The organism is Acinetobacter suaedae, from assembly GCF_008630915.1.
Lineage (GTDB): Bacteria > Pseudomonadota > Gammaproteobacteria > Pseudomonadales > Moraxellaceae > Acinetobacter > Acinetobacter suaedae.
In genome coordinates this window covers 2,965,588-2,987,381 of record NZ_CP043909.1, presented here as the reverse complement: position 1 = coordinate 2,987,381, position 21,794 = coordinate 2,965,588, and the positions used below count along the sequence as shown (strand labels likewise).

Sequence of the window (21,794 nt, the reverse complement as noted above, 5' to 3'; positions counted from 1 at the left end):
AATTTTACCTAGTCTTGTGTGGGATTAAACTGAGATTGTAACTGCTGAAATTTTGCTTCTAAGCGATCTAGCTCTTGATTGAGTTGGCGAGTCTCTCGATGAAGGTCGTCCATTTGCCAACGTGGAGCAAATAAACCACTATCTTCTTTGAGTGTATCTTCGACAAAGAATAAATGACTTTGCAACGAGCGTTTTATATGTTGAGGCGCAAGCTGAATTTTTCCTAACTCATGTGCAAGCTGTGGTCCAATCCAAGGGGATAAATGTGCTGCCAGATCTGGTTCGGCTTGTTGCATGATCCGTTGAATATCTTGCAATAAGTGATAATCACCTTCCAGCGGAATATTGCCAATTTGATCCATGTCGCTGAGTAGCAATTTGACTAAAGCCACCACGTTTTCAACATGTAAAGTTGCGGTCGCATCGACTATTTTATGTTGAGGATCAAAAGGACGTTGTTCAAAAATAGAAGCGGTTTGACTCTGTCCTGTGACAGTGGGTTCGAGACGAACTTTATTTTCATCAAAAAACACATCAACAGAAAGTTGCGGACTGTCGATCACAACTCTCAATAGTTGACCTTGTAGCTGATTGAGTTGAATACGTGTAATCGCATCCAAATCAATCATTTGATGAATGATACGTTCGACTGCACCAAGTGCTAAAATCGACCACATATCTTAAGCCTTACAATTTGAATCCGCGGTGAACTGCAACAATACCACCTGTTAAGTTGTGGTAGTCACAGCTTTGGAAGCCTGCATTTTCCATCATGCCTTTGAGGGTACGTTGGTCTGGGTGCATACGAATTGATTCTGCAAGATATTTATAGCTTTCAGAATCATTTGCCACTAATTTACCCATGATCGGAAGTGCGGTGAATGAGTAAAGATCATAGAGCTTCGAAAATGGTTCAAATACAGGTTTAGAAAACTCGAGAATGAGTAAACGACCACCTGGCTTAAGTACGCGGTACATCGCTTGTAAAGCCGCATCTTTGTCCGTCACGTTACGTAAACCAAAACTGATTGTCACTAAATCAAAACTATTGTCCGCAAATGGTTCTAAAGTTTCTGCATTGGCCAGTACGAAATCAACATTGGTACAACCTGCATCAATTAGACGATCACGACCGACATTCAGCATTGATTCATTGATATCTGAAAGTACGACATGCCCTTGAGGACCTACTTCACGACTAAATACTTTGGCTAAGTCACCCGTACCGCCAGCGATATCTAGCACGTGCTGACCACGGCGAACGCCTGACATATTGATCGCAAAGCGTTTCCATAAACGGTGAATACCAAATGACATCAAGTCATTCATGATGTCGTATTTGCTCGCCACGGAATGGAAGACTTCTGCAACTTTTTGTGCTTTTTCATCACTGCTTACGGTTTGGTAACCGAAGTGTGTGGTTTCACCGACATTGCCAGTATTGGCACCACGCGGTAAGTTGTACTTTGGTACAGAGCCACCTGTTGGAGTAGATGCAAGACCTTGTTGTAATGATTGTTGTTGACCTTGTGGTGTGCCTTGAGGCAGTGGCGAGCTTAGGAATGGACTGACTTTGTCTGAACTTGGTTTTTGCTCAACTTCTGGGGTAGGCTGTTGGTTTTCGTTAGACATTGTTTTCTCCTAAACTTTCGTTCTAGCGGCACGAATCAGCATGCATAATGACAGATTTTGTATTTTTTTACAGGCTTTGCTGCGTAATTGTTATGAATAATATACAGAAACTCATTTTCTCAAAAGGTTTTTCAATTTGAAGCGACTATAGACTAATCTCCCTCTACGTTGAGAGGGAGAAACATGTCACATTATGCTTGGAATGGAGTGGGATGCCCAGCATGAACTTTATCAATAATTTCACGTTCTTTTTCAGTAAAAGTTTTGATGAAGTTTGCCGCAGACTTCATTGGCTTCATTGCTGCAAAACCTTCTTGAATAAAAGCATACATGCGTTCAAATTGATATTTATTGGCGATCCCTTTACACATTTTAAACGCAGCATACATCATGGTCGAGCGCATATATTTGTCTAATGTTACGCCTAGCTCATCTAGTAACTGTAATTGTTCATATCGAGCTTCACCTTGATCCAATTTGATTAAGGTCTGACGCATGATTTCATCTGTGAGCGGTGTGTCCAAAGGATAATCTTGTAAGAGCTGAATCGCGACTTGTTCATCCAGTTGTGTTGCGAGGACTGCAAGACTGACCGATTTGGTTCCTGTCTTGATTGCATTTTCAGGCAATAAACTTTCTGCTTTATGCGCATATTTCAAGAGACGTTCGATTTGCTGAGCCATGGCATCAAAATCAGGCCCACCATATAAACGGTTCATAAAGTATTGTGCCATGAGTTGATTTTCAGATTGGGCAAAGAAGTCTCGATGCGTTTCAGCAATACGAGCTTTCATCCATGCTTGGACTTCATGCAAGCGTTGTGCAATCGCTGGATCTTGGTGGTAATTTAAATTTTGATATTTTAATAAAAGATCATCAAATGCAGCGAGTTTTGACATATTCGAACTCTATGAAAATAAAACCATGAAATCATAGGCTGCATCATACCCAAGAACTATGACAGCATAAACGCTAAATGTTTAACAATTGGTCACTGTAACCATGCACTGATGGTCTCTACAGAAATTGTACATTTGTGTTTTTAAACACCAAAGCAGTTATGACTATACTCGATGTTATTAAATCATGCACTTAGGGTGAAAAATGAATGCTCAACCCCCTGTATTTGAATTGCGAGATGAAGATGAACTGTCTTTAGATTTGATCGAAGCACAATATGCTTTAAGAGAGAGTCAGGACCAGAAGAATGCAAAAAGTGTTTTGGTCTTGGTGAGTGGGATTGAGTTGGCCGGAAAAGGTGAAGCCGTTAAACAATTACGAGAATGGCTGGACCCTCGTTATTTGCGAGTAAAAGCGGATGCTCCTCAGCGCTTATCAAGCGATCAGGCATTTTGGCAATCTTATACTCGATTCATCCCCGCAGAAGGACAAATTGTGGTGATGTTTGGCAATTGGTATAGCGATTTACTTGCAACCGCGATGCAGGATCCCAAAGCATTCAAAGATAGTGCCTTTGATCAATATGTTCAGAAGATGCGTGATTTTGAAAATGATTTGCGACAAAATCATGTCCATGTGATCAAAGTTTGGTTTGATCTCTCATGGAAATCCTTACAAAAGCGTCTAGATCAGGTTGATCCATCTGAACAGCATTGGCATAAATTGCATGGATTAGATTGGCGTAATAAAAAACAATACGATACTTTACAAAGCTATAGTCAGCGATTTACGGATGATTGGTTCATCATTGATGGTGAGGACGAAAAGCGCCGTGATCAATGTTTTGCTCAATATATATTACAAACCTTACAGGCCTTACCCGAGCATCCAACACAGGTCGAGCAGACATGGCAACAGACCAGTATTCCTCAAGAGTTATTAGTACCAGATCAGAACGTATTGGAAAAAGAGCAATATAAAGATCAGTTAAATGAACTCACCCGTAAAGTTGCTGAGGCGATGCGTTGTGATAAGCGGAATGTCATTATTGCCTTTGAAGGCATGGATGCTGCAGGTAAGGGCGGGGCTATTAAACGTATCGTCAAAAAACTTGATCCACGCGAATATGAAATTCATACCATTGCAGCACCAGAGCGTTATGAGTTACGTCGTCCATATTTATGGCGGTTTTGGAATAGATTGAATGATAGTGGCAAAATCACCATTTTTGACCGAACTTGGTATGGGCGTGTCTTGGTGGAGCGTATTGAAGGTTTTGCATCCACAGTGGCGTGGCAACGTGCCTATGATGAAATCAATCGGTTTGAACAGAATCTAACGGATTGTCAGACGGTGATTGTCAAAATCTGGTTAGCAATCAGTAAGGATGAGCAAGCGCGTCGTTTTAAAGAACGCGAACAGACCTTGCATAAGCGCTTTAAAATTACGGAAGAAGATTGGCGTAACCGAGATAAATGGGATCAATATTTAGAAGCCGCCGCAGATATGTTCGAACGAACGGATACTGCAAATGCACCTTGGCATGTGATTGCGACAGATGATAAATACACTGCAAGAATTGAGGTTTTGAAAGCGATATTAAAACAGCTGAACGTTGATTAATCGTTCAGCTGTAAAAGGTGCATACGCTTTTATTTATCAGAAATAAGTGCAGCGTGTTGATCAATTGAATGTTGATTGGTTGAGACGTTGCCACGAATCATTTGCTGTTGGCGGAAAATAATTAAGGTGGCAATCAAGCTAATGATTGCAGCAAGCATCAACCAAAAGGCTGGCATACTTTTGCTACCAGAACTTTGTACTAGATAGGTCGCAATCATTGGCGTTAGCCCACCAAATACCGAGGTTGCTAAACTATAAGCAATCGAGAAACCTGCGATTCGAACTGAGCTTGGCATGATTTCGGTGAGAGAAACCACCAATGCACCATTATAAAAACTATAAAGTAGTGATAACCACAGCAATGCGAGCAGCATATGAGCCAAACTGATGTCATGGGCTAACCAGTTCAATAAGGGATAAGCACTCAGAAAAATCAGTACCGAGGTGATAATCAGTAATGGTTTTCGACCAAATTTATCAGAAAGATGACCACCAATAGGGAGGAGCAAGAAGTTACTTGCGCCAACCATGACGGTTGCAATTAAACTTTCAGTGCTGCTGAGGTTGAGGACTTCTTTACCATAGGTCGGTGTGTAAACAGTAATGAAATAAAACATGGTGGTGGTGGTTGCAACCATGCACATTCCAAGCAACACAATTTTCCAGTTTGCTGCCAGCGTGCTCATGATTTGTCGCGTGGTTGGATGTTCCTTACGAGCACTAAATGCTTCGGTCTCTTGCAATGATTTTCGTAACCAAAAAATGAAAGGAATAATTGCACAACCGACGAAGAACGGAATGCGCCACGCCCACGCATCGACTTGTGCCTTGGTGAAAATGAGACTGACAATATAGCCCAAAGTGGCGGCAAAAATGACAGCGACTTGTTGGCTAGCGGATTGCCAACTGGTAATAAAACCACGATTATGAGGCGCTGCGATTTCTGATAAATATACTGAAACACCGCCAAGTTCTACGCCTGCTGAAAATCCTTGAGCGAGTCGACCGATGAAAATGAGAACGGTGGCTGCAAACCCAATGCTGGCATAACCAGGCGTCAGTGCAATCAATAATGAACCGGCTGCCATAATGCTTAAGGTGACCATTAAGCCTTTACGTCTTCCGATGCGATCAACGTATGGACCAAGGACCAAAGCACCAATTGGACGCATTAAAAAACTCACCGCAAAGATCAAAAAAGTTTTCATCAGTGCGGCATAGCTACTATCAGCGTGGAAAAAGGTTTCTCCTATGGCTTTTGCGTACAGCCCAAATAGAAAGAAATCATATTGTTCGAGGAAGTTCCCACTTGTGACATTAAAAATGGCACGTATTTTTGACGTTGTTTGTCCGTGTTGCACAACGACTCTCCATCATTTATTTGTCATCGTGGGATGGAGAATAAAAATACAATCTTGATCTAAACTTAAAAAATTAAGTGAATATTAACGTTTCTGTAGTTTTTGTGTATGCGGTCGCCTTCCTTTGAATCTGTCGTTTTAAAGGAAGGCATAGATGAATATTTTTATTAGGTCGAAGCAAAGTTAGTTCAGTGCAAGACTTTTCTGTTGGATTCTTTTCGCAAGGTTATAACAGTCTTGAATGTGTAATTCGGTAATTTTTTTCATCATAAAATAACCTAAACTTGCAGCAACGATTTGCCCGCCTAAAGGAATAAATTTGGTGACTTGCTTGGTTGCGATTTTTGCAAAAAAGCCGTTAAAGGATTTTTTCATGGCAGTACGTGCGACCAATAAGCCTGAAAACTCAAATCCACGCTTACGAAGTTCATTCCAATGAATTTTTTTAGTTTCAGGGTCATATACACTGATGTGTTCGGGCGCAAGGCCAAAACGAGCATTAATTTCTGGAATAATGTGAGTGAGCATGCTGAGATCGACCACCACATCAAAGAAAGGAATCGGAACAATCGCTGCTCCTGCTGAGTAGTAAGCCGTTTTTTTGGTACGTTCTAAGCATTCTTGGCGAATGTGTTCCAAATTTAAATTTGGGTCAATAAAGTCAGGCGCTTTTTCAATTTTCATAAAGTAATACCTAAGTTTGTCCCTTGAATATTGGATTTTGACGTGTATATATAACGAGTAAGTGATCCATTATTCAATCGTAATTAAAATAAATTTTATATTTCCATGTTGCCTAACGTGACATAGTTCGACAAGCTTGTATAGTAATGATTGTGTACGAATTTGTGCATAAATACAGTGGTCTTTATGAATGGGGTTCAGTTAAGCATGGGTATTCATGTTATTCAAAGTCAAAGCCTTGAGGTGCTATTAAAAGGCGTGATGACAGCAATTACCCAACCTTGTATTTCTCCATTCCATGTATTCAAAACGCAGCATTTTATTGTGCCAAGTCCTGCTCAAGAACAGTGGCTGACCCAGAAGATTGCTGAACAGCAGGGAATGACGGCAAACTATCAGTTTCATCATCGTATTCGCGGATTTCAATGGTTTGCCTATCAACAGGTCCTTGATAATAAAGAAAAAGTACGTAAAGCCAATATTCCACGTCTGATTTTAAAATGGCGTATTCATCAAGCTTTGCAACCTTTTATTCAGGCTGAACAGATCACTCTTGAGCCTGAACATCCTCTCTATTCGATTGTGCAACGAATTTATGATAGTGCGGATCAGTTGCAACAACGCACTGAAAAACAACTCAAAAAACAAAGTATGTTGTATTGGGTCGCTGAGCAAGTTTCGCATTTATTTAATAACTATATGATCTACAGAGGGCATTGCCAAAGAGGCTGTGGTGATGCTTGTACGTGCTCGACCAATTGGCTTTCGACTTGGGGGCAAAATAAAGCACTCGATATCGAAAATTTGATCTCAAAAACGGATCAGCAGATCTCAGCATTTAGCTTACAACAAACGCAACAATTAGAAGCATGGCAGCGTTGGTTATGGCAAAACCATTTTCATGATGACTATGTGGAAATGCAAACGATCGATGCGGAGTTTTGGCAGCTTTTAGACAACCAACAGAGCCGTGCACAAGCATTGGCGCAATTACCAGCACAAGTGATTGTGTTTACCTTATTAGATTTGCCTCCCAGTCAATTGCAGTTTTTACGTCGTTTGGGGCAATATCTGGATGTGGTGATTTTGCACTATAACCCTTCACAAGAGTATTGGGCGGATAGTGTTGACCCACTTTGGAAGCAGCGTTATGACTTGGGCGTAAAAGAGCGTTTTATTCGTAAGAATCCTCAAGCCACTGACGCAGAAATCTCAGCATTTTTTGAAAGTTTTAGTTTAGGTTTTAATGCGTTAAATCGTGAATCGCGACATCCGCTTTTGACGCGTTTGGGTAAACAAGCACGAGATCATTTCTCTTTGTTGTCACAATTGGCAACGGGAGAAGAAGGGAAGTGGGTCGATGCTTTTATTGATCATTTTCCTGAAACCTTACTCGGAAAAATTCAGTCTGATATTTTTTATTTAGCCGAACCTAAAGCTGAACAATATGAATTGGCTGCTGAAGATCATTCGGTCCAAATTCATGTGTGTCACTCCAGTTTAAGGCAGCTGGAAGTCCTCAAAGAGCAATTAATTCACTGGTTATCACAAACGGATGCAGTACCACGCCGTCCGAGTGATGTCTTGATTTTAACGCCAAATTTGGCGGAATTAGAACCTCTGATTCGCAGTGTATTCCCTGCGATTCCAAATGAACACGATGTATTTTTACCCGTCAAAATTGCAGGCGTGGCGCAACTGGATGCTTTAAATGCTTGGCGCGCAGTAGTGGGCCGGTTGCAACTGACGCAAGGTCGCTTTACACAAGATGATTTTGCCGATTGGCTCAATCTTGCTGCGACCCAACAACGCTATGGTTTGGATTACACACAAACCCAGCGGGTTTTAGATTTACTCAATGATGCAGGCTTTAAACGTGGTTTAGATGAAGCACATCTCAAACAAACACTTAGTGCTGAGGATAGGGATTACCGCTATAGCTTTAAGTTTGCTCTAGATCGCTTGGCATTAGGTATTGCTGTACCTGCACATGTGATGGTGCAGCAAACCTTGAGTTATGCGTTGGTGCAGCCCAGTGATTTTGAATTGATTGGTATTCTGATTCAGATTTATCAGGATCTGTCTGCGCGCCGAGATTGGTTGGTGGTGCATGAACAGGGACAGCGTTTACCTGTAGAAATATGGTTAAAACGACTTAAAGAAGATATACAAGAATTTGAGCAAGCTGACATTGTGGCATTAAAAACCGTTCGTGAGATTATTCAAAAACAAGAACGTATGCTGACTTTGGCAAGCTATTACGATGATGCTGAAACACAGCTTCGCCAAATATCTTTACCGTTGCCTTATATCCTCGAGGAAATCCAACGCACTTTAGAGAGTCAATCTGCGCAAGTGGAACCCACAGGACAAATCACGTTTAGCCAAATTGGACAGATCCGCCCGATTCCTTATCGCTTAATTGTGTTGTTAAATTTAGATACAGGTAAATTTCCAAATCGCGACAGCCATATTCCTTTTGATTTGATGGATGCACTGCGTCAGCAACTAGGGGATCGTTCTCGTTTAGAAGATGATCAGGGGGCTTTTCTGGATGCGGTGCTATTGGCTCAAGAGCAATTATGGTTGTTCTATAATGGCTTTGATATTAATGACGGTGAGGTTCGAGAACCTTCAAGTATTTTGCAAGGTTTCCGTGATCACTTGGCATTGGTTGTGAAAGCCCCTCTTTCTAAATCTCTCCCAGAGGGAGAGACTTCCTTTAATTCTTTTGGGGAAGACTATGAGAAACTCCAGATTCCACCACAGCTCTACCCACTTTATCATCTGCATCGCTTGCAACCTTTTGATCCACTCGGTTTTTTAGCAGAGCAAAGTTATACGCGTTTTCAAGATCATTGGTTTAAAGTGGCATCACAAATTCAGCAAGTCAAAGGTGAGCGCCAAGCTTGGGTCAATAGTACTTATCCAATTGAGCTGAATGAAATGGTGGTCTTGGACAGCCAGCAATGGATTCAAGATATCACCTTTCCAGCAAGACTATATCTAAAAACATTAGGGGTAGAGAATCTAAGTGCCACTGACTTGGTTGATCAAAACGAGCCTTTGCTATTAGATGGTTTAGGTAAATATGCAATTCGCCATTTTTTACAGCAACAGGATAATCAAGCGACGCCAGCAGTTTTGCAAGATCAGTTGCCTGTAGGGAAAGTGCAGCAAAGTGCTTGGCAACAAAGTTGTCTAGAGCAACAGCGTTTGTTGGAGCGACTACAACAATATGCAGTCGCACCGACTGAAACAACGCAGCGAGTTTGGCGCATTTCCAAACAACTTCAGATGAGTTGTGTAGTCCCAAAACAAAATACACAAGACTGGGTGAGCCTAGATGCATCGAGTGCACGTGCTAAACGCTTCGCTAAAGTGTGGCTGGAATATTTACTGTGGTTGGCGATATTGAATCATGATTCAGCAGTCTCGAAACGCCGTATCGTAGTGTTTAGCGATCAGACTGTGATTTGCGAAGGTTTAAGTGCTCAGCAAGCGCAGCAGTATTTACAAGCATGGTTACAACTTTGGCAAACTGGGCAACAACAACCAGTGGTGTTGCCAGCAGCTTTACTGCTTAAGCCGCTGGAAAAAGGCAAACACTATGATTGGGTTGAACAGGATAGCCAGCAGGTTTTAGTCGAAGACAGCCAAAAGCAGGTGTTGAAAGATTGGAATGATACCGGTGATTTTTCAGGTTTTGATATGACACAAAACGAAGCGTGTAAACTGCATCGAGATTGGCAATTTATTCTACAAGAACAAGATGCGAGCGCATTATTGCAATACGCCTGTGATCATTATAGCTATGCGCTGTATCAACCCATTTTTGAATTTTTACGCGTGGAGTAAGGCATGAGTTCAAAATTTCCTGTGTCTTATCAACCCATCTGTGATATTCAATTTGAAGGTTTGCATCTGATTGAAGCATCGGCTGGAACTGGTAAAACGTATACTTTATCGAGTTTGATGGTTCGCATTTTCTTGGAAAAATATTTACCTAATCAAGTGATTGCCACGACCTTTACCCGCGCTGCCGCCGCGGAGTTAAAGAGCCGTATCCGTGCTCGATTGATTGAAGTACAACAATATTTAGAACCATTACATACGGTATTGGAAAGTGATATTTACACTCGTGCAGCGCAAGAATCTGATCCGTTAAAGCAGCATTTACTTAAAACTTTTGCTCCGCGTATTGCCTATGCCTGTGAACGTTTAAAACTGGTGATCGACCAGTTAGATGAGCTGTTCGTGGGAACACTGGATAGCTTTAGCCAAAAGTTATTACGTGAGTTTGCGTTTGAAAGTGGCAAGATCGAACGTGCTCAAATCACTGAAGATGCGAAAGCTTATACACGTCAATTGATCCATGATGTATTACGAGAATGGATTCAATCACAACCCCAACATGTGATTGATGCACTTTATAGTGTGGGGGCACTTAAAAGTGTGGATCATTTTGTCGGGATGGTTGAGAGCTCTTTAAATTTTAGCTCTGCACACTTTAAATTACCTGACATGCCTGAAATTGAACTGGCTCAATTACAACAGTGGCAACAACAAGCACAGCAAATAGACCTCAGTGCTTTGGCTGAATATTTTAATTTAGATGGCGCATATTATTCTCATATTAATGGCACCTCTTTTCGTAACAATGCTTTTAATAAACTCTTTTGTGAGTCTTTACCGCAGCTATTAAAAGCGCTCGCAGATCCGCAAAATATACAGGTTTTTGATAGTTATTTTTCAGATGCACGAGAGACTGTTTTTAAATTTTTAGACAAGCTCGACAGTCAGAAGATTTTTAAAAAATGTCCCGCTGAAGTCTCGGATGGTTTTTATCAGCACCCTACGATTCTACACATTCAAAAACTTTGCCATTCTTTAAAAGAAACACAACAACAATTTGAACAACTTCAGGTGTATCTAAAAGCGTATTTGTGTATTGAAGTCAAACAACGTTTACCGCGAGTGTTACAGCAAAAGGGTGAAACCACATTTGCCCAACAAATCAAAACTTTGTCAGAAGCATTAAAAGGTGAGCAAGGTCAACGTTTTGCGGTATTTGTACAGACACGTTATCCTTTGATTTTGGTGGATGAGTTTCAAGATACCAACCAAGATCAGGATGATATGTTGGCGACCATTTGGCGACATCCACAACGTTACCAAAAAGGCTGCATGATCATGGTGGGCGACCGTAAGCAGGCAATTTATGGTTTCCGCGGTGGTGATATGCTGACCTTTTTAAATGCTTATCAAGACATTATGTCGAAGCAGGGTCGTGAATATAAGCTGATTCATAACCATCGTTCAGTCAAAGAGTTGGTTGAAGTTGTGGATGTGTTATTTCAACGGCAAATGGATTTTGGTGAGCAGGTACTTTATGACCCAATTCAAGCGGGTTCACGTCCGCATCCTGCATTGATTGAAAATGGGCAACTCAACCCTGCACCATTGCGTTGGTTACAACTACAAGATGGCAATGAACAAGCAACCCAAGTGGCTTGGAAGATTCAATGCTTACTCAATCAAGCCCATTTGCAACAGTTATATCTAGATGGAGACAATCACCAAGTCATCAGTGAAGATGACATTGCGGTTCTTTCACGTAGTCATCGTCAATTAGATGAAGTTCAATATGCTTTAGAGCGATTAGGCATTCGCGTCAATCGTCCATCAAAGCGCAGTGTGTTTGATTCAAAGATCGCGCAAGATGTTGGCGCATTACTCACCGCATTGTTGCATCCTTATGATGAAGCGAAGTTGAAGCGTGCTTTACTCAGCCGTTTATTTGGTTTTGATCTGTCACAACTAGTCGCACTTGAGCAAAGTGCAGAAGGGCTGAGTCATTATATTCAGCAGTTCGATGACATCCGCGAAATGTGGCGCAATCAAGGCTTCTTGGTGGCATGGCAACGTTGTTTAAATCAATTTGAAATTTGGCAGCAATTGGTCGCAACCCAAAGTAAAGATAATGAACGGGCAGTGGTCAACTTACGCCATCTCACTGATATTTTGAGTCAGCACAGTGAGCATGTACAAGGTATTCAAAACCTCTATCATTGGTATTTAAAACAACTCCATTCCCCAAGTGACCGAGAATGGGAGTTGGAGCATAAGCTATCCAGTGAAGCGGGTGTGCAGCTGATGACTATTCATCAATCCAAAGGACTAGAATTTAAAATTGTATTTTTACTTGGCGCGAACAAAGCATTTTCTGAAATGCAGAAGACCTTAAATTTCTCCACCACTGAAATTCAAATCCCTGAGACTGGACAGACTCGAACCCAGCGTGTTGTGGCAATCGCAGATAAAAACTTTCTACAACAAACTGAGTTGGATCAACATCAACAACGGGCACAAGCTGAACAAAACCGTTTATGGTATGTGGCGTTGACGCGGGCGAGTCATCGAGTCTACGCTGTATTTGAGCCTGAAAAAGGCGATAAAAATAAACGATCAGGTTTGGCATTTTGGAAAAACCAAGGGGATGTTTTTCAACATATTCACAGTATTGAAGACAGCTTAGTACTTGAACGACCACAGGCCTTACAGACAAAACAAGGGGCTGAACAACGATTATTAACCGCCCAACCCTTACCTGAGCAGCGCTTTTACGCGCGTGGAAAAACCAGCTTTAGTTATTTGGCACAGCATCTTAAGCATAAAGCCAATCGCCTTGATCGCTTAGCGAATGCGGATCAACAGTTTGATCAGGCTGAAGATGAGTTTGATCTTTTAACAGTTGAAAGTGTTGCGGTATCACAACCGATTGCTTGGATTAAACAATATTTTCCAAAAGGGACGTTGGCAGGAAATTTCCTGCATGAGATTTTTGAGCAGATTGACTTTCAGCATCCTGAAACATGGATTGAGGAAATTCGCCGCCGTTTTAAAAATACTTATCAAGGTTTATGGGTCGCATTATTAGAACAATATCAGCAACATTTTCCTGAGCAAGAGAATGCTGAACAGCAGCTATATCAATGGATTGCGTTGTGGTTAGCAGATGTACTGCAAACACCACTCAACCAAGGTTTTCAATTACAACAATTAGTCGTAGGACAGTATTTATCAGAGTGTCCGTTTTACTTGGCGTTATCCGATCGTGTGTTAGCGATGCAGCGCGTACAACAGTTATTTGAAGAATATGACATTCAAATGCCTGAGTTTATTGATGCGAAATCAGCACGTTATTTGAATGGTTCAATTGACTTAGTTTACTTTGATGGACAGCGATATCATATTGCTGATTATAAGAGTAATTATTTGGGTGAGAATCAAGCAGATTATCAATCTACACAAATTGCTGAAAGCATGTCTTTATCCAGTTATTGGCTTCAAGCCGCTTTATATTTGGTGGCATTGCACCGTTATTTAAGCGTGAAATTACAAAATTATCGTATTGATCAGCATTTAGGTGGCGCATCTTATTTGTATTTGCGAGGCATGAATGGGCAAGCGGATCAAGGTTATTTCTATTGGAAACCTGAGGATGAATTTATCTTGCGTTTAGACGCAATATTGGGATATTTCTCTGAGGATAAATTAGGGAAAATGGTGTAGATAAAGTGGCTGAATTTAAATTAAACAAAAGCTTATCATGTGGATAAGTGTGTTTATAACCTTGTGGACAAGCGTGTGGGTAAGTTTGAGGATAACTCTGTGGAAAAGCTAAGTAATGGTCAGGCAGAACAAATGACTTGGTTGAATATGTGGAGCAATTACCTCGCACAGCCTCCATTTTCTCAATCTGCTCAAACAGTTAGCGCAGCGCAAGTATTACAACAACTCATTGAAGCCAGTTTACAGGGCGATAGTTGTATTGATATCGATCTGCTTCAGCTCGATGCTCTAGGCGATTTAGTTGTTTCTAGCGAAATCGCAAATACCCAAGTTGCCCCATGCGTCTATGATCAGCAGGGCTTGGCATTATACCGATATTGGCAGCTAGAACAACGTCTCGCACAGCAGATTTGTCGATTAAAGCGACAAATGGCACAAGCAATCGATGTTTCTGAATATCAAAGCTTATTAGATGATGAGTTTCAGCAAGCAGCGATGAACATGGTACTTGAGCAGTGGTTCAGTATTATCACTGGAGGACCAGGGACTGGTAAAACTTATACCTTGGCACGGATCATTGCTGCACTAAACCAAATCATTCCCGATATTCGAATTGCTATGGCTGCACCCACAGGGAAAGCTGCACAGCGTATGCAAGAAGCACTGCAAAACTCATTTAACGATTCTAAATTAATTGCATCAGGTTTAGTGACCGATGAGTTACGTAATCAAACGACACAGACCTTGCATCGTTTATTGGGGATGGGAAATCGGCAAATTCCACGATTCAATACAAAACAGCCGCTACCGTATGATGTCATTGTGGTTGATGAAGCATCCATGCTGGATTTAAGTCTTGCCACTGCATTGTTTGAAGCTGTACCTGATTCTTGTCGAATCATATTGTTGGGGGATGCCAATCAGTTGGCGTCCGTCGATGTTGGGTCTGTTTTAGCAGACTTACAACAAGTCAGGGGGTTGGCAGAGAATCGAGTACAACTGAAAAATAGTCGTCGCTTTTCAGATGAAGCAAAAATTGGTCAATTGGCGCGCTTTATTCAGTCACAACAAGCTTTATCTGAATCGGTCTTAACTCAGCTTGAGCAGGAGATTGTAAAGCCTGCTCCTTTGCAAGAAATGAGCTTGAGTAAAGAAATGTCTGATGCGATCCAGTTGGAATATTTACCTGAGCAATTGGATATAGAGACTGAACAATATCAGCAGAGATTAATGTATGGATTTAAAGATTATGTTGAAATATTAAAAGCTTATTTACATGCAGAGCAACCAGAGCAATATATTCAAGATGTGATTCGAGTGTTTGATGATTATCGAATTTTGGCGGCTGTGAAACACGGAGCCTTTGGTATTGAACAACTTAATCACTATGCTGAGCGATGGTTGAATCAACAGCTCAAACAAATTGCCGTTGCAGAATGGTATGTCGGTCGTCCCGTGATGATGACGTATAACGACTATCAGCTTGGGATCTCAAATGGTGATATTGGGATTTGTTTTAAACATCGGACTCAACCACAGCAATTCGAAGTGTTTTTCCCTAGTTTAAATAAATGGATTGCAGCACATCGTTTACCAAGAAGTATGCAAACTGCATTTGCTTTAACCATTCATAAATCTCAAGGTTCTGAGTTTACGCATACTGCGATTGTTTTAGATGCAACTGCGGAAAAATTATTGAGTCAGGAACTGATTTATACAGCAGTTACACGTGCTAAAAAAGTGGTCACGTTGTTGGCAGATCGGAAAGCATTGTTACAAGCGCTTACAGTACATACAGTCCGTCGTAGTGGTTTAGTGCAAAAGATCAATTTTCAAGGATTGTAAACTTATTCTTCAGAATTCACATTTTTGTAAGAAAAAGCTTACAAGGATTCGAGATATTGTCGCTAGAGCAATTGGCTGGATTTTGAGATTATGAACACACAAAGAACCTAGCATGGAAAGTTAGGTAAATCGCAAAAAGAATAATAATAATGTCGTGATGACAGCGGGCTTACAGTGAGGTAAGTGATAAAAGAGGAAATTTACAGCCGCTAAGCCTTGTAGTTTTGGGAGAGACTACAGGGCTTTTTTATTTCTATCATTTTTTAATGCATTTATCTAACAAAATATCTTTTATCAAACTTCATAAAGAGTACAGATGATATGGTGTGTGGTTTTTGTACAAATAATTTTTTATGAGATTGCAATGCTTAAAAACAACAATTTAGGTGGTAATCCATTGTTAGACAGTTTTTTTTAATTATTAAGTTAATTGTTATACAGAATCGTACGTTTTTGCTTACACGTAGATAAGAAAAATGCTATTTTTCTCCACAATTGATTGTGACAGAATAGTCGGTATAAAGAGAAGAGTTTTTTGGTTAAATAAGAAAAATGATGTGTAAGTTGCATGCAGAGGGTATAAGGGCACGCGAATACAAAAAAGATAAATAATAAAAAGAAATTAAAATGAGAATAATAAAACTTCAGCGCAAAAGCCCGAGTATAACTTGGGCTTTTTTGTATGTGTGAATATTATAGCCTACACCAAATCATTTTCCGTACGATCAGTTGCAAACAATGAGCGACGTTGATCCTTTGGAATCTTTGGACAGTTGGTTGAGATTTGATAGAGCGTTTTGGCTAAGGCGGGTAAATGTGTCCCTACTACAGATTTTCCTGTCGTGAGTAATGACACACTGATGTCACGCTCAGGATCAGCCCAACATAAAATGTTAGAAAAACCAATATGACCGAATGCTTGTCCCGTCATTGGACCAAATAAGCCAATCGGGTTACTGCCTAACATTGGTCCAAGTGCATAACGCATCGGCGCGAGTAAACTGCGATCAATGCTAATTCCTGATGTCGGTAGCGTAGAACGGAAAACGGTCTTGGCACTCATAATTTGCTTACCTTGATACTCTCCACCACTCAGTAACATTTCAAAAAAGCGTCCTGCTTGCTCTGCACTGGTGTAAATATTTCCAGCAGGGCAAATGGTGTCCATGAAACGGCTATCATTGGTAATATCGACTGCCATCTGTAGTCCAGCGCCGAGTACGTGCTCCAAATAACGATCTGTGCCTAAACTTGGATGAATTCCTGTTGCATAGTTCATTGCAACATCAGCACGATATTCTGGTTTTAAACCATAGTTGAAATAGTCCAACCCCATTGGTTTTTCGATCTGTTCAGCTAAAAATTCACGTACAGTTTGCCCTGTCACACGATGAATGATTTCACCCAAAATATAACCAGCAGTAACTGCGTGATAGGCAAGGTGAGTACCCGAAGGAGAAACGGGTTTGGCTGCACATAGGCGTTTTAAAATTTCTTCTTGATCGAACAATAGTTCTGGTGTGACTTCACCTTCAACGCGAGGAATACCACCGCGGTGTGAAAGCAAATGAAATAGTGTCGCGCGGCGTTTGCCATTCACTCCATATTCAGGAATATAGTAACTAATCGGATCAAGTAAATTGAGATCACCACGCTCATCCAGCATATGGATCAGCATAGCAGTGACCATCTTTGAGGCTGAAAATAGGCAGATCGGGGTATCAGGCGTACCAATTTTGGCATCAGCAGCTAGGCCGTCAGGTGAGTTTCCTTGTGCATAGCCTATACTGCGATTAATTAAAATTTCCCCTTTGCGACGCAAACACAATGTAATTAGTGGATAGTTGCCTGTTCGATATAATGATTCGACACTGGTCCAAATTTTATCAACTTGAGCATGACTCATCCCTCCAAGTTCTGCCGAAACTTCATCCTTAGAGTGAGTGACTTGACTGAGATCATGTGGAACATAACAGGTATTAGCGGATAAAAGCTTCACGATTCCCTCGCATTTTTTCGTTTTCTTTCTTCTCTGTCATAAATTGAAAACAGAATTCGGCTAGTGTGCATCTTTTAATCTGGGTTGTCAGCTGCCGAATTGCCAGTGTGATTAAAACATTTTTGCAATATAACGATAGATCACTTAAAATAGGCGACTTGCTGTAGTGATGCACGGCAGTCAGTTCTTGTAACTGATCAATATCGTTTATTTTTTTAAGCATCTCGGAGAAATCGAATGGCTTTAACTAACGCAGATCGCGCAGAGATCATTGCTAAATTTGCTCGTGCTGAAAATGACACTGGTTCACCAGAAGTACAAGTTGCTTTATTGACTGCACAAATCAATGATTTGCAAGGTCACTTTAAAGAACACAAACACGACCACCATAGCCGTCGTGGTTTGATTCGTATGGTTAACCAACGTCGTAAATTACTTGACTACTTAAATGGTAAAGATCACGGTCGTTATGTTGCTTTGATCGGCGCATTAGGTTTACGTCGTTAATTCGATTTGGCTTTGTTTTCGGTATTTCGCATGTTGCAATGCTTTATCGCTGAAAAGAAAGTTTCATCTAATTTACATTAGATGATTTTTAGAAGGGGCGCTTGTTCGCTCCTTCTTTGCGTTTAACTTTTTTAAATTTTGGTCTAGTGTGATGGCTTCTAAGCTTTGTCATTTATCTATAATCGTTGTAGTCTGAATGCCAAACCTTAGGGGTCTCACTAGAATTAAAACTAGGAAAATACAATACATGTCAATGTTTAATATCGTTCGTAAAGAATTTCAATTTGGTCAACATCAAGTTGTTTTAGAAACGGGTCGTGTTGCACGTCAAGCGAATACAGTTTTAATCACAATGGGTGGTGTCACTGTTTTGGTGGCTGTTGTTGCTCAACCTACGGCTAAAGCTGGTCAAGACTTTTTCCCGTTGACTGTTAACTATCAAGAAAAACAATATGCGGCTGGTCGTATCCCTGGTGGTTATGGTAAGCGTGAAGGACGTGCATCTGAAGCGGAAACCTTAATTTCACGTTTAATTGATCGTCCGATTCGTCCATTGTTCCCAGAAGGATATGTGAACGAAGTCCAAGTAACAGCAACAGTTGTTTCTTCTGATAAAACAATGGAAGCTGATATTGCTGCGATGCTTGGTACCTCTGCTGCACTTGCAATTGCGGGTACACCTTTCCGTGGTCCAATTGGTGCTGCGCGTGTCGGTTTAATTAATGGTGAATATGTCTTAAACCCAAATTATGAGCAAATGGCTCAGTCTGATTTGGATTTAGTTGTTGCAGGTACAGATTCAGCTGTTCTCATGGTTGAGTCAGAAGCAAAAGAACTTTCTGAAGATCAAATGCTAGGTGCTGTGCTATTTGGCCATGATGAAATGCAGATCGCAGTACAAGCAATTAAAGAGTTTGCTTCTGCTGTAGGTGCAAAAGAGTCAGATTGGGTTGCTCCAACACACAACGAAGAATTACGTACTAAACTAAAAGAAGCATTTGAAGCGAAAATTTCAGAAGCTTATACCATTGCAGTAAAACAAGATCGTTATGCAGCATTAGATGCGCTTTATGCTGAAGCTGTTGCTCAATTTGTTCCTGAAGAAGATGTAGACGGTATTGCTGATGAAGTAGACTTCTTATTTGAAGATCTTAAATACCGTACTGTTCGTGACAACATTTTATCTGGTAAGCCACGTATTGATGGTCGTGACACCAAAACTGTTCGTGCGTTAGACGTACAAGTGGGCGTACTTGAACGTGCACACGGTTCTGCATTATTTACACGTGGTGAAACTCAAGCGTTGGTAACAACGACTTTGGGTAATACACGTGATGCGTTGATGGTTGATACTCTTGCTGGTACTAAAACTGATAACTTCATGTTGCATTACAACTTCCCTGCATATTCAGTAGGTGAAACTGGTCGTGAATCAGGTCCTAAGCGTCGTGAAATCGGTCACGGTCGTTTAGCGCGTCGTGGCGTTCAAGCAGTTCTTCCTGCGGCTGACCGCTTCCCGTATGTGATTCGTATCGTATCTGACATTACTGAATCAAACGGTTCATCTTCAATGGCTTCTGTATGTGGTGCATCATTATCACTTATGGATGCTGGTGTTCCATTAAAAGCACCAGTTGCAGGTATCGCAATGGGCTTAGTGAAAGAAGGTGAGCGTTTCGCAGTTCTTTCTGACATCTTAGGTGATGAAGATCACTTGGGTGATATGGACTTTAAAGTAGCAGGTTCTGCAAACGGTATTACTGCGCTTCAAATGGATATCAAGATCGAAGGGATCACTGAAGAGATTATGGAAGTTGCGTTAAACCAAGCATTTGCTGGTCGTATGCACATTCTTAATGAAATGAACAAAGTGATTTCACGTGCACGTGCAGAAATCAGCGCAAATGCGCCGACTTTTGAAGTGATTAATATTAATCCAGACAAGATTCGTGATGTGATTGGTAAAGGTGGTGCTACCATTCGTCAAATCACTGAAGAAACTAAAGCTGCGATTGATATTGAAGATAATGGTACCGTTCGTGTATTTGGTGAAACTAAAGCTGCTGCTCGTGCTGCGATTGCAAAAATCCAAGCACTTACTGCTGAAGTTGAACCAGGTAAGATCTATGACGGTAAAGTGATTCGTATCGTTGAGTTTGGTGCGTTTGTAAACATCATGCCAGGTACTGATGGTCTACTTCACATTTCGCAAATCTCGAATGAGCGTATTGCAAACGTGACTGACGTTTTGAAAGAAGGTCAGGAAGTGAAAGTACAAGTTGCAGATGTTGATAACCGTGGTCGTATCAAGTTGACAATGAAAGACATCGAACAAGTTTAATCACTGTTTGAAATACAAAAAGCCCGCTTCGTGCGGGCTTTTTTATGGCATGATATTTTTAATTCCAACCTAAATATGAGCGCTATGCAGCTTTATTACTTTTATCGCCACAATAGTGAAAATATAATTTTTATGAGCGTACAAGAACAACAAGAACATACGCTTGAATTTCTATGGGTGGATAGCTTAAGACAAGATTTAGTGAATCATTCAGAGTCTTGGCAGAACAATATTTACGAGCATACTGGACTTGTATTGAATGAATTTCATATGCGAGATTTGTTGAATATTGAGCATCCATGTGCTTTTGATACCGTCGAAGAATATGATTTATTGGTCTTTCGTAAGCTGATTAGTGAGGATGATCAGATTTATGAAAATGATCCTGGGTTAGATGTACATGAGAGTGTATTTGGTCTCGCCACAACGCCAATGAGTTTTATCTTGACGCCACGAGTGTTGGTGAGTGTTCGTGAACAGGGGAATATGGCAGTTGAAAACTATGTCCAACGTTTACAAATGGTCATGGAACGGGCAATTTTAGAACAAAACAAGCCTCGTAAATTACCGACTACCCCAGCAGATTTGTGTTTGCGATTGCTCAATAGCATGATTGATGGTTATTTGAATTTACGTACTCCTTTAACTCGTCGTGTGGAATATTGGCAGCAACAGTTATTACAGGGGAATCGCCGTTTTAAACAATGGCATCAATTGTTTCATGAAGATATGGCATTTCAGCAAATCGAAAATTTATGTGAAGAACAAATCGAAACTTTGCAGGAGTTTCGTGATGAGTTGATTGATAACTACCATCATGTTGTGGGTGAACGAAAATATAAAACACAAGATATTCTTTTGGTTCGTCTAAATGATTTGATGAGTCATATAGAACGAGTGCAAAAGCACACACTGCGGTTGCGAAATGCAGTTCAGTCAGCAATTGATTTGCATTTTTCTGCAACAGCAAATCAGACCAATGAAAATATGCGTATTTTGGCGATTATCACAGCTGTATTCGCACCATTAACCCTATTAACAGGGATTTATGGAATGAACTTTGAGTTTATTCCTGGATTAAAATCACCTGTTGGATTTTGGATTATGCTGGGCGTGATGCTGATGACCACCATATTGCTGTTGTACTATTTCTATCAACAGCATTTAGTTGGACGAGGCGAGCGTAGTGTGATTGATTTGCTGACGCAGCAGCACAAACAACGTAACATTAATTTATTGTGGTTCTTGGATTATGAACCTATTAAACAAACACTCAAAGAAGTGGAGAAAATGACTAAGCTGAAATAGCTTATCTAAGCTCAGTCAT

At 40.8% G+C, this 21,794-nt stretch carries 13 protein-coding genes; 7 read left to right on the top strand and 6 right to left on the bottom strand.

Annotation, left to right across the window (positions count from 1 at the left end):
• Positions 1-8 precede the first annotated feature (8 nt).
• The 3 genes from F2A31_RS13890 to F2A31_RS13880 all read right to left on the bottom strand — a co-directional run bounded on the left by F2A31_RS13890 (position 9) and on the right by F2A31_RS13880 (position 2,531).
• A complete protein-coding gene (locus tag F2A31_RS13890) occupies positions 9-677 on the bottom strand; it encodes a ubiquinone biosynthesis accessory factor UbiJ (protein ID WP_150027015.1) in 669 nt (222 codons plus the stop codon).
• A 10-nt stretch (positions 678-687) separates the two neighbouring features.
• A complete protein-coding gene (gene ubiE, locus F2A31_RS13885) occupies positions 688-1,632 on the bottom strand; it encodes a bifunctional demethylmenaquinone methyltransferase/2-methoxy-6-polyprenyl-1,4-benzoquinol methylase UbiE (RefSeq protein WP_150027013.1) in 945 nt (314 codons plus the stop codon).
• Between the two features lie 191 nt (positions 1,633-1,823).
• Positions 1,824-2,531, bottom strand: a complete 708-nt coding sequence (locus F2A31_RS13880) for an FFLEELY motif protein (protein ID WP_150027011.1) — start codon at positions 2,529-2,531, stop codon at positions 1,824-1,826.
• 205 nt (positions 2,532-2,736) lie between these two features.
• On the opposite strand from F2A31_RS13880, the gene pap reads away from it, so the two are divergent.
• Positions 2,737-4,155 carry a polyphosphate:AMP phosphotransferase gene (gene pap, locus F2A31_RS13875; RefSeq protein WP_150027009.1) on the top strand — a complete coding sequence of 473 codons (1,419 nt, stop codon included), beginning with the start codon at positions 2,737-2,739 and terminating at the stop codon, positions 4,153-4,155.
• A gap of 29 nt (positions 4,156-4,184) precedes the next feature.
• Here pap and tcuC read toward each other — a convergent pair whose 3' ends face one another.
• Both tcuC and F2A31_RS13865 read right to left on the bottom strand, forming a co-directional pair.
• Positions 4,185-5,516 (bottom strand): MFS transporter, encoded by a 1,332-nt coding sequence (gene tcuC, locus F2A31_RS13870; protein ID WP_150027007.1) that lies wholly within the window; start codon positions 5,514-5,516, stop codon positions 4,185-4,187.
• A gap of 183 nt (positions 5,517-5,699) precedes the next feature.
• The gene (locus F2A31_RS13865; protein ID WP_150027005.1) at positions 5,700-6,200 is read right to left on the bottom strand and encodes a hypothetical protein; all 501 of its coding nucleotides are present in this window, start codon (positions 6,198-6,200) and stop codon (positions 5,700-5,702) included.
• Between the two features lie 207 nt (positions 6,201-6,407).
• Between F2A31_RS13865 and F2A31_RS13860 the strand changes: the two genes are divergently transcribed.
• The 3 genes from F2A31_RS13860 to recD all read left to right on the top strand — a co-directional run bounded on the left by F2A31_RS13860 (position 6,408) and on the right by recD (position 15,620).
• The gene (locus F2A31_RS13860; protein ID WP_150027003.1) at positions 6,408-10,058 is read left to right on the top strand and encodes an exodeoxyribonuclease V subunit gamma; all 3,651 of its coding nucleotides are present in this window, start codon (positions 6,408-6,410) and stop codon (positions 10,056-10,058) included.
• A 3-nt stretch (positions 10,059-10,061) separates the two neighbouring features.
• Complete coding sequence (locus tag F2A31_RS13855) at positions 10,062-13,775, top strand: UvrD-helicase domain-containing protein (RefSeq protein ID WP_150027001.1); 3,714 nt, start codon at positions 10,062-10,064, stop codon at positions 13,773-13,775.
• Positions 13,776-13,907: 132 nt separating this feature from the next.
• Positions 13,908-15,620, top strand: a complete 1,713-nt coding sequence (gene recD / locus F2A31_RS13850; protein ID WP_407643282.1) for an exodeoxyribonuclease V subunit alpha — start codon at positions 13,908-13,910, stop codon at positions 15,618-15,620.
• A 700-nt stretch (positions 15,621-16,320) separates the two neighbouring features.
• On the opposite strand, the gene F2A31_RS13845 is transcribed toward recD, so the two are convergent.
• Entirely contained in the window at positions 16,321-17,619 is a 1,299-nt protein-coding gene (locus F2A31_RS13845; protein WP_150026997.1) for a serine hydrolase domain-containing protein, read from the bottom strand.
• 237 nt (positions 17,620-17,856) lie between these two features.
• Here F2A31_RS13845 and rpsO point away from each other — a divergent pair, with 237 nt between their 5' ends.
• From rpsO to F2A31_RS13830, 3 genes are all read left to right on the top strand, one after another.
• Entirely contained in the window at positions 17,857-18,126 is a 270-nt protein-coding gene (gene rpsO / locus F2A31_RS13840) for a 30S ribosomal protein S15 (RefSeq protein ID WP_004637724.1), read from the top strand.
• 253 nt (positions 18,127-18,379) lie between these two features.
• Complete coding sequence (pnp, locus tag F2A31_RS13835) at positions 18,380-20,467, top strand: polyribonucleotide nucleotidyltransferase (protein WP_171490684.1); 2,088 nt, start codon at positions 18,380-18,382, stop codon at positions 20,465-20,467.
• Positions 20,468-20,551: 84 nt separating this feature from the next.
• Positions 20,552-21,775, top strand: a complete 1,224-nt coding sequence (locus F2A31_RS13830) for a magnesium transporter CorA family protein (protein ID WP_150026993.1) — start codon at positions 20,552-20,554, stop codon at positions 21,773-21,775.
• The last annotated feature ends 19 nt before the right edge of the window (positions 21,776-21,794 follow it).